Annotated in this window: 16 protein-coding genes; 10 read left to right on the forward strand and 6 right to left on the reverse strand. The window is 40.2% G+C overall.

Annotation, left to right across the window (positions count from 1 at the left end; all coding sequences use genetic code 11):
- Nucleotides 1-369: 369 nt before the first annotated feature.
- Both EP737_RS11290 and EP737_RS11295 read left to right on the forward strand, forming a co-directional pair.
- Nucleotides 370-894, forward strand: a complete 525-nt coding sequence (locus tag EP737_RS11290) for a hypothetical protein (RefSeq protein WP_129728081.1) — start codon at nucleotides 370-372, stop codon at nucleotides 892-894.
- Between the two features lie 393 nt (nucleotides 895-1,287).
- Nucleotides 1,288-1,512, forward strand: a complete 225-nt coding sequence (locus tag EP737_RS11295; protein ID WP_129728082.1) for a hypothetical protein — start codon at nucleotides 1,288-1,290, stop codon at nucleotides 1,510-1,512.
- Nucleotides 1,513-2,016: 504 nt separating this feature from the next.
- Here EP737_RS11295 and EP737_RS11300 read toward each other — a convergent pair.
- Nucleotides 2,017-2,835: a sulfite exporter TauE/SafE family protein gene (locus EP737_RS11300; RefSeq protein WP_129728083.1), complete on the reverse strand. Its 819-nt coding sequence runs from the start codon at nucleotides 2,833-2,835 to the stop codon at nucleotides 2,017-2,019.
- A 459-nt stretch (nucleotides 2,836-3,294) separates the two neighbouring features.
- On the opposite strand from EP737_RS11300, the gene EP737_RS11305 reads away from it, so the two are divergent.
- Nucleotides 3,295-4,059 carry a MurR/RpiR family transcriptional regulator gene (locus tag EP737_RS11305; protein ID WP_165350762.1) on the forward strand — a complete coding sequence of 255 codons (765 nt, stop codon included), beginning with the start codon at nucleotides 3,295-3,297 and terminating at the stop codon, nucleotides 4,057-4,059.
- Nucleotides 4,060-4,071: 12 nt separating this feature from the next.
- On the opposite strand, the gene EP737_RS11310 is transcribed toward EP737_RS11305, so the two are convergent.
- Both EP737_RS11310 and EP737_RS11315 read right to left on the reverse strand, forming a co-directional pair.
- A complete protein-coding gene (locus EP737_RS11310; RefSeq protein WP_129728085.1) occupies nucleotides 4,072-5,070 on the reverse strand; it encodes an inorganic phosphate transporter in 999 nt (332 codons plus the stop codon).
- Between the two features lie 17 nt (nucleotides 5,071-5,087).
- On the reverse strand, nucleotides 5,088-5,708 hold the full coding sequence (locus tag EP737_RS11315; protein WP_129728086.1) for a DUF47 domain-containing protein: 621 nt from the start codon (nucleotides 5,706-5,708) through the stop codon (nucleotides 5,088-5,090).
- 255 nt (nucleotides 5,709-5,963) lie between these two features.
- Between EP737_RS11315 and EP737_RS11320 the strand changes: the two genes are divergently transcribed.
- Both EP737_RS11320 and EP737_RS11325 read left to right on the forward strand, forming a co-directional pair.
- Nucleotides 5,964-6,812, forward strand: a complete 849-nt coding sequence (locus EP737_RS11320) for a DUF72 domain-containing protein (RefSeq protein ID WP_129728087.1) — start codon at nucleotides 5,964-5,966, stop codon at nucleotides 6,810-6,812.
- Between the two features lie 168 nt (nucleotides 6,813-6,980).
- Nucleotides 6,981-7,205, forward strand: a complete 225-nt coding sequence (locus tag EP737_RS11325; protein WP_129728088.1) for a hypothetical protein — start codon at nucleotides 6,981-6,983, stop codon at nucleotides 7,203-7,205.
- Between the two features lie 201 nt (nucleotides 7,206-7,406).
- On the opposite strand, the gene EP737_RS11330 is transcribed toward EP737_RS11325, so the two are convergent.
- The 3 genes from EP737_RS11330 to deoD all read right to left on the reverse strand — a co-directional run bounded on the left by EP737_RS11330 (nucleotide 7,407) and on the right by deoD (nucleotide 11,168).
- Nucleotides 7,407-7,937: a tyrosine-type recombinase/integrase gene (locus EP737_RS11330; RefSeq protein WP_129728089.1), complete on the reverse strand. Its 531-nt coding sequence runs from the start codon at nucleotides 7,935-7,937 to the stop codon at nucleotides 7,407-7,409.
- Nucleotides 7,938-8,182: 245 nt separating this feature from the next.
- On the reverse strand, nucleotides 8,183-9,994 hold the full coding sequence (locus tag EP737_RS11335) for a sensor histidine kinase (protein ID WP_129728090.1): 1,812 nt from the start codon (nucleotides 9,992-9,994) through the stop codon (nucleotides 8,183-8,185).
- 466 nt (nucleotides 9,995-10,460) lie between these two features.
- Nucleotides 10,461-11,168 carry a purine-nucleoside phosphorylase gene (deoD, locus tag EP737_RS11340; protein ID WP_129728091.1) on the reverse strand — a complete coding sequence of 236 codons (708 nt, stop codon included), beginning with the start codon at nucleotides 11,166-11,168 and terminating at the stop codon, nucleotides 10,461-10,463.
- 190 nt (nucleotides 11,169-11,358) lie between these two features.
- Between deoD and EP737_RS11345 the strand changes: the two genes are divergently transcribed.
- From EP737_RS11345 to EP737_RS11360, 5 genes are all read left to right on the forward strand, one after another.
- Nucleotides 11,359-11,544 carry a hypothetical protein gene (locus EP737_RS11345; protein WP_129728092.1) on the forward strand — a complete coding sequence of 62 codons (186 nt, stop codon included), beginning with the start codon at nucleotides 11,359-11,361 and terminating at the stop codon, nucleotides 11,542-11,544.
- Nucleotides 11,545-11,657: 113 nt separating this feature from the next.
- Complete coding sequence (locus EP737_RS25560) at nucleotides 11,658-11,798, forward strand: hypothetical protein (RefSeq protein ID WP_165350763.1); 141 nt, start codon at nucleotides 11,658-11,660, stop codon at nucleotides 11,796-11,798.
- Between the two features lie 176 nt (nucleotides 11,799-11,974).
- Nucleotides 11,975-12,781 (forward strand): IucA/IucC family C-terminal-domain containing protein, encoded by an 807-nt coding sequence (locus EP737_RS11350; protein WP_246040239.1) that lies wholly within the window; start codon nucleotides 11,975-11,977, stop codon nucleotides 12,779-12,781.
- Between the two features lie 75 nt (nucleotides 12,782-12,856).
- A complete protein-coding gene (locus EP737_RS11355) occupies nucleotides 12,857-13,639 on the forward strand; it encodes a hypothetical protein (protein WP_129728094.1) in 783 nt (260 codons plus the stop codon).
- 232 nt (nucleotides 13,640-13,871) lie between these two features.
- Nucleotides 13,872-14,279 (forward strand): hypothetical protein, encoded by a 408-nt coding sequence (locus EP737_RS11360; RefSeq protein ID WP_129728095.1) that lies wholly within the window; start codon nucleotides 13,872-13,874, stop codon nucleotides 14,277-14,279.
- Nucleotides 14,280-14,306: the final 27 nt, after the last annotated feature.

The following is a 14,306-nucleotide window of genomic DNA, read 5'->3' on the forward strand; positions in this document are numbered from 1 at the left end:
CTTTTGTATAATTCTTCCACTTTTAGTGTTGTTTTGCAACCAGTCTTCACCTCCTTTTGAAATCATATTTCATCATTTTTGCGAACTTCCAGCAGCTTATTTGCAGCTGTTGTAACCTCCTTACATACAGTTTCATATTTATTGTTGGTTGAAAATGGATAAATTATAAGGGTGATTTGGAAAAAATGTCGAAATTACAGGAACAATTTTAAAAGGAAAAGTTTTTCGTTGTATCGAATGTTACAATATCCCGTTTTTTGTAATATATGTAATATTTAGTTGGAGCAGCTGTTATCGACAGTAGTGAAGAATGCTGTACATATTTGTTGCATGAGAAATTAGAAGGGGACGTGGGTAGGAGTTGATACGATGAAACGACTGATGATTACGCTAGGGGTTTTAGCTTGTATGGCGATAGGATACGTTGCATTAAAGGAGCTGTTTATATATTATGGAAACCGCTCTCTTAGTGCGGCAGGTACTTTACATTCGCAAACAGTGGATGAGAAGGAGTCGTCGCTGCAGTTCATTCGAACTACACATGAAAGCTTAAATGCATTCTTGAATTTTGGAAAAGCTGATTCGTATACAGAGGGAGATTGGAAGAATCTGAAGCAATGGTTTCAAGAGCAGGAGCCTGCATTAAAGGAATTCCCTACTTTGCTGCGAGATACAAAGCTAAAGAACGATACAACACGTGCCTATGAAGCGCTTAAGTTAGGAGTAGATAAAAGCAATATACAGCTTGTTATATACGGTCATCGTATTTACCATGATTTAGATATTTTGGTGAACCAATACAGCCTTGAAACGAATATCTGGCATTATACAGAGTTCGAGAAGCAGGAAAACGTAAAAATAGTAGAAGGGGCAATCCAATCGGCTTCACAGTAAAAGCATGCTTGTCCTGCAGATAAATACACTGTATACCTAAAATTTCCGGCTACGTCGAATGATTGTTTTCTGGAAATTTTAGGTATACAGTGCTAAAAAGCTAGCAAAGGGCTTAGGCTTCTTTGTTAGCTTTTTTCTGCTTACGTAGCAGCTAGTTTACTGTTTCTCAGTGTAAGCTGATAAAGCTGTGCAATAAACTCTCATAAATCAGAATTTCGTTTATATACCTGGAATCTTTGGGTTTACTATCAAGAAAAGATTGTAGCAGTGTCAAAAAACCGACAAATTCTCCCGTTGATAAGGTTTTTCTTTATTTTTATTGTTCTGTTTGTTACTATACTTGGTAGCGAGCAAAACTGCAATGCGAACCTAATAGAGCTAAGGGGGACAAACATGCTAGAACAAAAAATGAGTGATATTAAAATGCCTGCTGATGCGATTATTCGAGTAGAGGAAATGAAGGGCGGCGTTGTTTTATCGGTAGAGATAGACGGCCGTGTTATCTATACGATGGCATATGATCAGGATACGGACAGCTATGGCGAATTGTATGACCGTAACGACAAACGGGCACGGCAGGTACACCATGATCTAATGGGATGGCAGTTGCTTCATTAAAAGCAGATTCGTAATTGCCGGTATCATTTTTGGATGAGCATTCTCTATTATTCTTACAAGACAGAAAACCAGCTTGTTTACAAAGTGGTTTGACTCTATATCTTATTAGCCATATGAGAATAGTGGACAAGCCGTGTTTTTGGCTAGTAGACGATTTCTGATAGACAGAGCACTTTTGTTTTCTAAACTGGTTGGCTCCTTTGCAATGAGTAGATATGTGGCAGTGGAACATACTCTCAGACCTATAAATACTATATTTTCTAAAGAAAAGACGCACGACTGACGCGTCTTTTCGCTTTTTTACACTTTAAGAAAGTAGAAATTTCTAGCTGGAAAACAACTCGACGTAGCGAGAAGTTTTAGAAATACAGTATCAGCGCCACTACGCCTTTGTCTGCGCCCAGGGGGACAGGGCTTGCCAATCGGCGAGAACACTCCGACCTTTGACTAAAAGAAGTCTCCTTGCGGGAATGAAGCGTTAGCGTAGCGAGTAGGTGGGAGTGTTCAAAAAAGGGATTGATAAATCATGCGTGCTCCAATCATAATGAGCACAGCCCGCAAGATGTTTACGATTGTTTTTCCGCTTAATTTCATATTGATATAGGCACCAAATCTCCCTCCTGCCCAAGCTCCTGGAACGAGGAGAAGTGCATATAGCCAAATGACATTTCCGAGCAGGATATGGGTAATAGATCCTGTTACCGATGATAGAAAAACGACGAGCATGGATGTCGCGACTGCAATATGAGGAGGAAATGCAAATAAAAGCAGCATTGCAGGTACGAGCAGCGAGCCGCCCCCGACCCCAAATAAACCGGATATACAGCCGATGAGAAAGGAAAGAATAACAGCCGTGGCAGGGTGAAAGCCGTATTGCACTGTTTTCCCTTCTTCTGTGATAAAGCTTCTCGTAATGGCGCGTTTTTTTGAGAATGGAACAGACTTCAATTTTTCCTTTAGCATCAATAAAACAGAAACTGCAATCATAAATATTCCAAAGTACAGCGAGAAGGAATCCTGATTAAAAAATTGGTTTGCCCATGAGCCAACCATGCTTCCAGGTCCGCTTCCTAGAAAAAACAGCAGTCCGCTTTTATAATCTACACGCTTGTGCTTCATATAGCTCAGTGTAGAGGACAGTCCTGTAAATACGACTGTTACGATAGATGTGCCTACTGCAAGTTGTGGGGACACATTGGGAAGGTGCAATAAAGCTCCTAGGCCGGTAAGCAAGGGAACAATCACAATCCCGCCACCTAGGCCCACAAGGCTCCCAATTGTGCCTGCAATAAATCCAACAATAAGTAATATGATATATTCCAAGGTACACAGCTCCTCTATGTATGGGGTATAAAATTAGTATACACTTTATTTAATGTAAGAGAGGAAAGGATTTTCAGTGCATGTTGTGTTGTAACTTGTTATAATTTTCCTGTTCTCAAATCAACATAAATGCTGAAATTTGGTGGATGTAGAAGTGAAACAGTCTGCAGCAACCATTCGGTGTTTCAATATTCAAACGGCACCTAATTAGATCAGCAAATTAGCAATATAGCTGAGGCGGCAGCAAAGAAATTTAAGATGGAAATAGGATTCTAAAAAGAAAGGAGGTGAATCCTGCTATAAAAACATACAAAAGCATAGAGGCATCATTTAAAAACTTCACGAACGATTAGCGTGCAAGTGGTGAAATCGAATTCGTAGAAGCAGGAAATGATCTAACGGTTTGATTTGTTTATGTTTTTAGTAGCAGCGAACAGGAACATGGATGAGGGTAAGGTCATGATAAAAAATAAAATTCACACTTTATATCCTTCTTTTACGAAATCAGAACAAAAGGTTGCAAATGCAATCCTGCAACATGGGAAACAAACTATTTATTTTTCAGTGACAGAGCTTGCTGAGGCTGCGGATGTGGGAGAGGCGACAATACTACGTTTTTGCCGAAAACTTGGGTATAAGGGATATCAGGAATTTAAGCTTACGTTAGCAAAAGAGCCATCCGATGAAGCTGGGCATGGAGGGGAAGAGAAGTCAGATGTGATACAAAGATTATTACACGGCTATGCGGAAAGTCTCGAGGATAGTTCCCGCTTTTTAAATCGTGAAGTTTTAACTGCAGCGGTGAATGCTTTGTTTCGTGCCCGCTCTGTACATATATTTGGGACAGGATTATCGGGAGTTACCGCTGTTGATATGAAATACCGATTTTGGATGGCGCGCAAGCATGCTGATGCAGCAACCGATTACCATGCACAGAGAATGACTGCAGGAGCGTTGACAGAAGGGGATGTCGTCATCGCTATTTCAATTACTGGAAACGAAACAGAGATGGCACAGGCGTTGCAGGAAGCAAAACGGAATGGGGCTATTATTCTTGCTATTACACACTATGCCGATTCTGTCGTTACACAAGCTGCAGATTATGTGCTATTCACAACTGGCGCAGAAACGTTTGCTGGCGCCAAGCTCTCTCAATTATTTATTGCGGATTGTTTATGTGAGGGAATTGCTCTACAAGAAAAAGAATCATCCGATAATGGATGATTCTTTTTCTTGTTAGAAAATTAAATTTAATAGTAAGTACATAATAGCTGCGAGTGAAGCGGAAATAGGCAAGGTAATGAACCATGTAATTAACATGCGCTGCGCTGTTCCCCATTTTACACCTTTTACACGGTGAGCAGAACCTACCCCTAAAATAGAGGATGTAATTACGTGGGTTGTACTTACCGGTAAGTGAATATACGTAGCCCCAAAAATGATAGCAGCTGATGTTAAGTCTGCGGCAGCGCCGTTTACAGGGCGAATTTTCATAATACGACCGCCAACGGTTTTGATAATTTTCCAACCGCCAATTGATGTACCGAGACCCATAGCAATTGCACAGGAAATCTGTACCCAGATTGGGATATCCGTTGTGGTAAGATAGTTATTGGAAATTAGAGCCATTGTAATAATCCCCATTGCCTTTTGGGCGTCATTCGTACCATGTGTATAAGATTGTAAAGCTGCCGTGAAAATTTGGAAAATCCGGAAGCCTTTATTTGTTTTTGCTAAGTTGTAGTTCTTAAAAATAAGCTTGAAAATTGAGTACACAATATATCCAGCTATAAATGCAAGAACCGGGGAAATAATAAGGGATTCAATAATTTTTAGAAATCCTTGATAATTAAGCGCTCCAAATCCTGCGGCAGCAATGGCTGCACCTGCGATCGAGCCGATGATGGCATGGGAGGAGCTGCTTGGAATACCGTAGTACCATGTGATTAAGTTCCATGCAATGGCTGCAATTAAGGCAGCTAGTATTACCACTGACCCGTTTTCCAGCTTAAATGGATCAACAATATCCTTTGTAATCGTTTTTGCCACACCTGTGAACGTCATGGCACCGAGGAAGTTCATCGCAGCTGCTAGTATAATCGCCTGTCGCGGCTTTAATGCTTTTGTAGAAACGGCAGTGGCAATCGCATTTGCTGTATCATGAAAGCCGTTGATGAAATCAAAGGCTAACGCACCAATGACAACTAAAATAGTTAAAATTAAAAATGTATCCATTGTTATGCCATTACCCCTTATGCGTTTTTCATAATAATTGTTTCTAATACATTTGCCACACCTTGACAGCTGTCAGCAATTTCTTCAAGATTCTCGTAGATTTCTTTGTATTGAATAATTTTAATTGGGTCCTTTTCTCGTGAGAACAAATGCTTAATGGAATGTCTTAAAATGTCATCACAAGTGGACTCATGGTCCTTGATTTTAATCGCATTTGTGCGAATATCGAGCAATTTTTTGTTAGATAGAAGTTCAATCGCAGTTGCGATTTCATTTGCACAGGCATGAATTTCGTTTACAAATTTTTGTATGTATTCATCCGCTTGTGTGATGGAGTACATATCAAATAAAGCAGCTGAGTGTTCTAGACCATCTAATACATCGTCCATACTCATTGCCAACTGTAAAATATCTTCACGTTCAATGGGTGTAATAAATGCTTTGTTTAATTCCATAATCAGCTCATGCATATAAGAGTCGCCTTTTGTTTCATACTCCTTCATACGAATGGATAATTCCTTTAAATCACTTGCGTTTTTAATTTCGTGATCGGCTAGAAATTGTGCACTCTCTTTTATGGTTTCTGAAATATTTGAAAGCATCTCAGAAAACTTATCTTTCTTTGCTTTGAAAACCATCCTTGTTACCTCCACCAAAAGTAATATATAAGACACACACAACTCGGATTGTATCAGAAAAATGTCGAAAACTAAAACATTTTATCGTAATTTTTACAAACTCTTAACATTGTTGCTGTTGTTTAGTTATTAAAGTACATGATGAATTTACAAAACCTTGAAACTTATTGTATAGGATGCACAATTTAGATAGAAGTATGAAATAGTACCTTTGTTTGGTAAGATAAAGAAAATGCTGAAAAGGATTGTTTTGCTATGATTTCAATAGGATTAACTGGCTGGGGCGACCACGAATCTTTATATTCTGACAAACAAGCAGCAAAGCAAAAGCTGCGTACGTACAGTCGTCATTTTTCGGTGGTCGAGGTAGATAGCTCCTTTTACGCGATGCAGCCGACTCGCAATTATCATAAGTGGATTGAAGAAACACCAGCTGATTTTTCATTTGTAGTTAAGGCATATCAAGGGATGACAGGGCATATGCGAGGGGACATTCCATTTACAGATGCAGAAGAGATGTTTACAGTCTTTAAACAGTCCATTGTGCCGCTGCAGGAAGCAGGAAAACTACGCATGGTGTTATTTCAATACCCGCCTTGGTTTGATTGTCAGAAGAAGCATGTAGAGTTGCTGCGTTATACGAAGGAGCGTATGAATGACATTCCATGCTCCATTGAGTTTCGGAATCAATCCTGGTTTGAGCCGCAAATGTGTGACAGAACGCTTGCATTTTTAGAGCAAGGGAAGTGGATTCATACGATTTGTGATGAACCCCAAGCGGGAGTCGGTTCCGTACCAGTTGTTTTGCAAGCGACTAGTCGTGAGGCAGCGCTTATTCGTCTGCACGGACGTAACATTCATGGCTGGAGCAATACAGGTTTGCCAAATTGGAGGGCAGTCCGCTGTTTATACCGCTACAATCAGGAGGAGTTATTAGAATGGGCAGAGAGACTGCGATGGCTACAAGAACAGACGAAGCAAATCTATGTTTTATTTAATAATAACTCTGGCGGTGATGCTGCTGATAATGCGAAACAGCTGATGAAGCTGTTAGGGGTGGAGGAGCCACAGAAGGATTCAGAGCAAATGCGTTTATTTGATTGAGGGAGAAGGAAGTGGAGAAAGAAGAAAAACGCTGTACAAACAGGGGGGATGCGCAGCGTTTTTCTCATATACATATAGGGGGTGAACCCCATTTAAGCTTCTTGTTAATAATGATAACCATTATCAATTAAAACGTCAACAGATTTATGGAAAACGGAGGGAGATGCGTTGAGACAGCAGGAACAGATTTATCATGAGATGCTTCATGCCTTACATGAGGCAAGAGACAGCCTTACATTCGCAAGCTTGTATGAGCATCTGCTGAGAAAAGGGATTATTGAGGATACTCGTGATGATCGTAAGCTTGTGGTCAGTGTGATGAGGCAGCTTGAGAGGGAGGGGAACGGTGTAGTTTCATTAATATGTCCAATCAAAAAAAATAAAGAGCAGTGAGCTGCTCTTTATTCAAAAGAATGACGAAAGTATAGTTAAAAATATCGGTTTGCAGCAGTAACGGCAAAGCCGCTTCTTTACAACGTAAGGTATAAATCTCCAGATAGAAGCTAATTCGGCGCAGCAGAAAACTTTAGAACAAACTGTAAGTGCAGCTACGTTCCTGACGTCACCTAACGGCTCGTCAACCGGAGCGTTTTTTTAAGCAATGCCAAGATATTTTAATGTTTTTGCAGGTGTACTATGATTAAAAAAGTGCTGTAAAAAAGCAATATCTACACCTGCTTTATAGGCACAATAGCCCCATGTTTTTCGCAACGTATGGGAACTTATACCCTCTAACCCGGCTTCTTTTGCTGCTTTATTCAGGATAAACCATGCATGCTGCCGGGTAATCGGTCTTGTTCCTTTTTGTGACTTTAGGAGCGGCTCACTCGGCTTAGAATTCTGTCGCTCTGTTATATAAGCTGAGATAGCTTCTTGCAGCTCGGAGTTAATTGAGAACCATTTATGTTTTGTCGTTCTATCATTTTGAAATAAAATAGAGTTACGTACATGTCCCCTTTCATCCATTACGTCTGCTACTTTTAGCTGTAGAAGCTCACTTACTTTTAATCCGGAGTTTACAGCTAAACTAAACAGCAAAGCATCGCGTCTGGACGATTGTAAAAGGATTTGCTTTATGTGATGCAATTGCTGTTGATCTTGAATCGGTTGACCCATTTGTTTCACGTATGACACCTTCCTCATGGAACAAGTAAACGAAGAGGGAAGAATCCCTGATTTTCACACTGTAGGAAAGTATAATTTCCAGCTAGAAGTCATTCGACGTAGTGGGAAATTTTAAGGATACAGTGTAAGAGCAACTACGCCTCTGTCCTCGCCCAAGGGCGGGGCTCGCCAATCGGCGAGTTTTCTCTAATATAACGAGAAGATGTGTATTTCGTGTGAACTTTTTATAGAATATAGGAAAATTGTCAAGATCCGTGTTCAGGTTTCTGTAGCTGGAAATAAAAGGTGACTCCGTCTTCTGAATTTTGTACACCGAAGGGAGCTTTGTGCAGTTCTAATATATGTTTAGTAATTGACAGCCCGAGTCCAGTTCCTCCTGTATGCCGGCTTCGGGATGCATCAATACGATAGAACCTATCCCATATCCTCTCTAAACTATCCTCTGGAATCGGCTCACCGGTATTATGGATAATAACCTTTACTTCGGAGCCGTAATCATATGCACCAAGTGTAATACATTGTCCGGTAGGAGTGTGGCGAATTGCATTACTTAGTAAATTGACTACCACCTGTTCTATTTTATTTCGATTTGCTTGTACGATAAGAGTTCGGTCTGCTTCAAGCTGCACATGCAGATGTTTGTTTTCTATGTTAAACGAAAGCTTTGCGTGTACTTGGCTCAATAAATCGCCGATAGAAAAGGGAGTCATTTTCAGCTTATACGTCCCGGATTCGAGCTTCGCAAGCTCCAACATCTCCAAAATTAGCGTATTCATGTTGTCGACTTCCTCTAAGATGACATCCGTATAATAGTCTGTATCTGAACTTATTTTGTCTTTAATTCCTTCTGCAAAGCTACGAATCACGCTAAGTGGGGTTTTTAGTTCATGGGAAATACCCGAGATAAACTCTTTGCGTGTTCGCTCAAGCTGCCGCTCCTTTTTTACTTCCTCTTTGAGCTGTTCATTAGTAATCCGGAGCTTCTCAATACGGTCCTTTAAATTAACAGAAAGCGTATTAATACTCTTGGATAGGCTTCCAATTTCATCATGAGATATAACGGGAAGCTTTTGGCTGAAATCGAGGTTTGCCATTTTTTTTGTTACATTGTGAATTTCTAAGAGAGGGCGTGCAATCATTTTAGAAAAATAGAATGACAGCAGAATAATGATGAAAAATACAAAGATAAAGGCATACAAATAATAATGCTTTAGTACATTCATCGCTTCATCAACGGGCTGGAGCGATGTCATTGCAAAGGCAAATGCTTGAATCTTTCCGTTTTGCATAATAGGCTTTACAAACACTTGATTCCGAACCTCTTCATTTTCCTGAAACGAGTACGTAGTCAGCTTTCGTTGGTCTGCTTCCCCGAGACGCACCGCAAGTTCCCAACTTTGTACCGCCTGCATGAGTGAATCCACATTACTAATAAAATGTAAGTCAGCTTTCAAAGGAAGGTGCAGCTTTGTAATATATCCTTCGGTGTCAATCATAAATTGGTGAGAGTCAAGTTCATCCTTAATCATATCCCACTGAATGCCAAAGGCTTTCAAATCTTCAATGACACTGTCGCTCCGCCATTTTTGATTTTTTGTCTGTATTGTTACAGGTATAATTACATTATCCTTTAAAATCCCTTTTATAAATACATGGTCACGTTCTTGGAGGGAGAGGTTCATAAATGACGAATAGGCTTCTCCGTTTAGAATGGTGTTTAATGGAATATAAAATGTTTTGTTTGTGTTAAGTTCTTTTATTTCCATATAATAGTAATCCTCGTCCTGTACGATGCCATTTCGATCGAGCAAGAGCAGCTGTGCGTTCGTTTGCTCGTAAAATCTTTGCTTAAGCTGCTTGACTGTAGTAAAATCTTTCCTGCTATGTTCATAGTCTGTGACAAATTCCTTAAACGCTTGTTGCACACGATCAGTTTTTTTCTGTATATAAAACTTTTCTAAAAAAAGGGATTGTCCGAGAAAAAAGAAAAGAAATGTAATGGTGAACAATCCCACTGTTAATAAAAATAGCTTCCAAACAACGCTTTCTCGCTTCATGTCTGCCCCCTAAGTTGCCTTAATTATTTGCTTCATTATAGCAAACGGATGAACAGACGGATGGAAAAATCAGAAGTTTATCCTAATGTTTGTTATTATTCAGCGTTTGTGCTTCTTGTTCTGAGGTATATTAAAGAAAACTCGCCGATTGGCGAGCCCTGCCCTTGGGCGAAGACAGAGGCGTAGTTGCCCTTATACTGTATTCCTAAAATTCCCCACTACGTCGAATGAACTTTCAGCTGGGAATTTATACTTTCTTACAGTGTAAAGAAAACTCGCCGATTGGCGAGCCCTATCCTTGGGCGAAGACAGAAGCATAGTTGCCCTTATACTTTGTTCCTAAAATTTCTCACTACATTGAATTGTCTTCCTACTAGAAATTTATACTTTCTTAAAGTGTAAAAAAACGGAGCTTGTCGTTGCAACGACAAGCTCCGTTTTTTCGGAAAAGACCTCCCCCACTGCTTTACAATTGTGAGGCCGCCTCAAGTGCAATTGTAATCATATCGTTAAATGTTGTCTGCCGCTCTTCAGCTGTTGTTTCTTCACCGGTAAAAATATGGTCACTTACTGTTAATACAGATAGTGCGTTCACACCATACTTTGCTGCTAATGTGTATAATGCTGTTGTTTCCATTTCGACAGCTAATACACCATAATCACCCAGTTTTTTTACCATATCCATGCTTTCGCGATAAAATATATCGGCTGTTAGTACGTTTCCGACACGTACATATAATCCTTTTCCAATGCCTGCTTCGTACGCTTTTCTTAATAAATCAAAGTTGGCGCATGGCGAAAAATCAAAGCCGGGGAAAGTTAAGCGATTGATGCTAGAATCTGTACACGATGTCATAGCAAGAATAACATCTCTCACCTTTACATCCTTTTGAATACCGCCGCATGTACCAACACGAATCAAATTCTTTACACCGTAGCTTTGAATGAGTTCGTTCACATAGATAGAGATAGAAGGAATCCCCATTCCCGTGCCTTGAACAGATACACGCTTTCCTTTATACGTTCCTGTAAAGCCGAACATACCGCGTACATTGTTATAACACGCTGCATCCTCTAAAAATGTCTCTGCAATATACTTGGCGCGTAACGGATCACCAGGAAGCAAAATCGTTTCTGCAATCTCACCTTGCTTGGCCTCGATATGAATGCTCATGAATTGTCCCCCCTAAATATATGTAATCCAAATTATACAATAGTGCGGGAAAGAAAACGATAAGAAAGCTGTGGATGAAGCTGCTTGAACAATTGTAGTATGCACGTCTGCTGCAGAAATCAAACTTTGGTGAACCCTTTCATATAAATGAGTGGAATCGAGCAGACTAGTAGCAGGATGACGAAGTTTTATGCCAGCTCATGCTTTATCATCTTTTGTCATCGGAATGTATCATCTGCAAAAAGAGGGGACAGGTGGTGAAGGTGGCAAGGAAAGCATTGAAACCGTCAATCATGTGAGGAAAGAGAGGGTTTCAATAGAAAAGGCTGACATTAGTCCAAACGGAACCGTTAGTGTAACTGCGGAAATTGCATAAGAAACGTTAGGTGCATTTTCTTTTGATGAGCGAATTGGACGAGAGACAGCTGGACAAAAGCAAGAATAGACTTATTACACAACCAATAATCTAGTGATAATGGAGGATGAAACATGAAGAAACAGCCATCAAACTTTACAGTCGCACATATTACTGATGATATGCACATGCGTTTAAAGCAAATTGAAGAGGACTTCGAGCAAAAATTAGGAAAGAAAGTTGCTCTTGTCGCCTATGAGGAGGAGAAGCGTTAAAAGAAAGGGCAGCCTTGCTTCTTCTTACACTATGGAAAAGTATAGATTTCCAACTAGAAGCGAATTTGGCGAAACAAGAAATTTTAGGAATACAGTATAAGGGTAACCACGTCTCTGCCTTCGCCCAAAAACAGATCTCGCCAATCGGCGAGTTTTCTTTAACTTTTCAATTGACAATGATTATCATTGTTGGTAGGATGGAAGAAAATATGAACGGAAGAGAAGGGGTTATTATGGAGGAGTTGTGGAATAAGTATCGCATTCGTACTATGGAGGCTGCAAGCGTTCATCTGGGGGGCAAACAGCTGATTGATGGGAAAGGGCTTGAGGCTTCTTTACAAACAATACAAAGCATGTTCCGTACTCCTGATAAAAAAACAGCAGCTTCGTTGTTTATAAAACGATATAATGTGTACATAGCTGTGCTAGAGGCTATGAGTTGCCGGAATGCGGAGACGCGGCTGTCACTCTCACAAATGTCATTCTCCTGTTCAGCTACTTATATTTTTACGTACGCCCCAATGTTATTTACGAAGCGAAGCAAACAAAGTCGTGATGCGTGGCGAGAGCAATTGCTGCAAGAGTTATTCCAAGAGCACCTTTCTGTCATGATTGCGTCGCTCGAACGTGAGACAGGGTTCTCAGCTTCTGTGATGTGGTCGCATATCGCGTATTATATTCATGTTATGTACGAGAGATGGATTCGCGAAGAAACGGATCCATTGATACAAGAGCGAATTATAGCTGATTTTGCTTACCTACAGAAGCTGCCTGCAAAGTGGTTCGGAGCACGTGACCAAAATCCGCTGTGTGTGTCATTTTCTTGCATGAAACATCCTATAGAAGACAAGCCGGTACTTGTCCGAAAAACGTGCTGTCTGAACTATAAGACAGAAACTAGCAAGGGGCCTTGCTATACCTGTCCACGTTTATCGGAGCAAGAGCGTCTTGAAAAAATACATGCATTATCTAAAAAGGCATAATAGATTTTATGTCTTTTTATTTGGAAAAAAACGGAATAATGTTACAATAGAAGAAAAACAGTCGGGTGATAGCGCATGAGAAACATAACGCTTGGAATGACGGTTTTATTTCTTGTTCTTCTTGTTGCGGCATACGTACATAAGCAAGGAAGTGGAACAGAACGTACAGTTTCTCTGATGAAGAGTGGGGTGAAATGGGAGGTTGAAACAGCGGCTATTGGCAAAAAAACAAAGGTTTCTTTTATTATTCAAGATGACAAGGGGAAGGGCCTTCGAGGCTTGAATGACGAAAAACAAAATGAAATACGAGCTGTAATTGTACCGCCGGATATGAAGGAGTATATAGAAATTCAACCTTCCTTTCTCGGAAAAGGAGCGTTTATGTTTACCCATATTTTTAAGCAAAAGGGGGAATATGCTGTCTTTTTGTACGAAAAAAACAAAAATATGCGGCAATCCTTTGCAAATACAAGGATAACAATTGGCCAAGATAGCGAGAAACAGCAGAGTTTAGTTCCGGATTCCTTGTTAACAACAGAAATCGGACCATATAAAACATCTCTTGTGTTTGATGCACTGCGAGTGGGAAAAATGGAAACATTAACCTTTCAATTCCCAGATAAGGGAGGAAGGCTGCGCTTTCGTTCGGAAAGTGGAGAGTTACCTTCCTTTCTGTTTGTAAATGAATCAAAACGTTCACTTGTACACACCGTGGCGCAGGACCAAGAGGGGAAGAAGGAACTCTCGCTGGCTGTTACATTTCCTGAGGAAGGATTGTATAAAATGTGGGGGACCTTCTATGTAAATGGCAGGGAATATCATCGGGATTTTGTTGTACAGGTCGGGAGTAAAAACTAGAAGCTATATAAGAGCTATTGAAGAACTAAATACTTACATGTCAAGGAACGGAATATAGTAAATGCAAGAGAAGACAGATGCTGCTGTAGGAATTTGTCTTCTTTTGTTTTAACATGACAGAGCTATGCAGTAAACAGACTGCTTTCTTTTTTGTATTTTCTGAAATATTTTGGAAGATCAAGAAAACATTTATGGTAAGATACAAGTAGGAGAGCAAAAGAGGGGTGAGACGATGATTATAAAACAATTCAGCGGATACGAGCTGACGAAAGCGCAACCGAATACATCCGAGGATTATTTTAATCGTTCAGAAGTAACCTACATAACTAATGGAGAAGAACGGACGCTACATGTCCTATACGTTCGTTATTTCGAGGAGCAGCTGCAACAATTTACACCGTTTGCAGGAAATCCGGTATTTCAAATCGAAAACGAAGATATAGCATTTAAGGACATCGCTGCACTTGCCTGTTTACTGCATGACCCGGAGATGATCTCTCGAAAACGTGTGTATATTAATACAACTGAAGAACTTGCCCCGTACTTCGAGGTACACGCTGTTGAAAGATTAAAAGAAATTGCTGCCGAGTGCCGTAAAAATGGCGGCGTCCTAGTAAAGGAAGAAAACAAAACAGCATAAACATAAAGTACAAGAATGAAGAGGGGG

This window comes from Ectobacillus funiculus (assembly GCF_004138295.1).
Classification (GTDB): Bacteria; Bacillota; Bacilli; order Bacillales; family Bacillaceae_G; genus Ectobacillus; species Ectobacillus funiculus.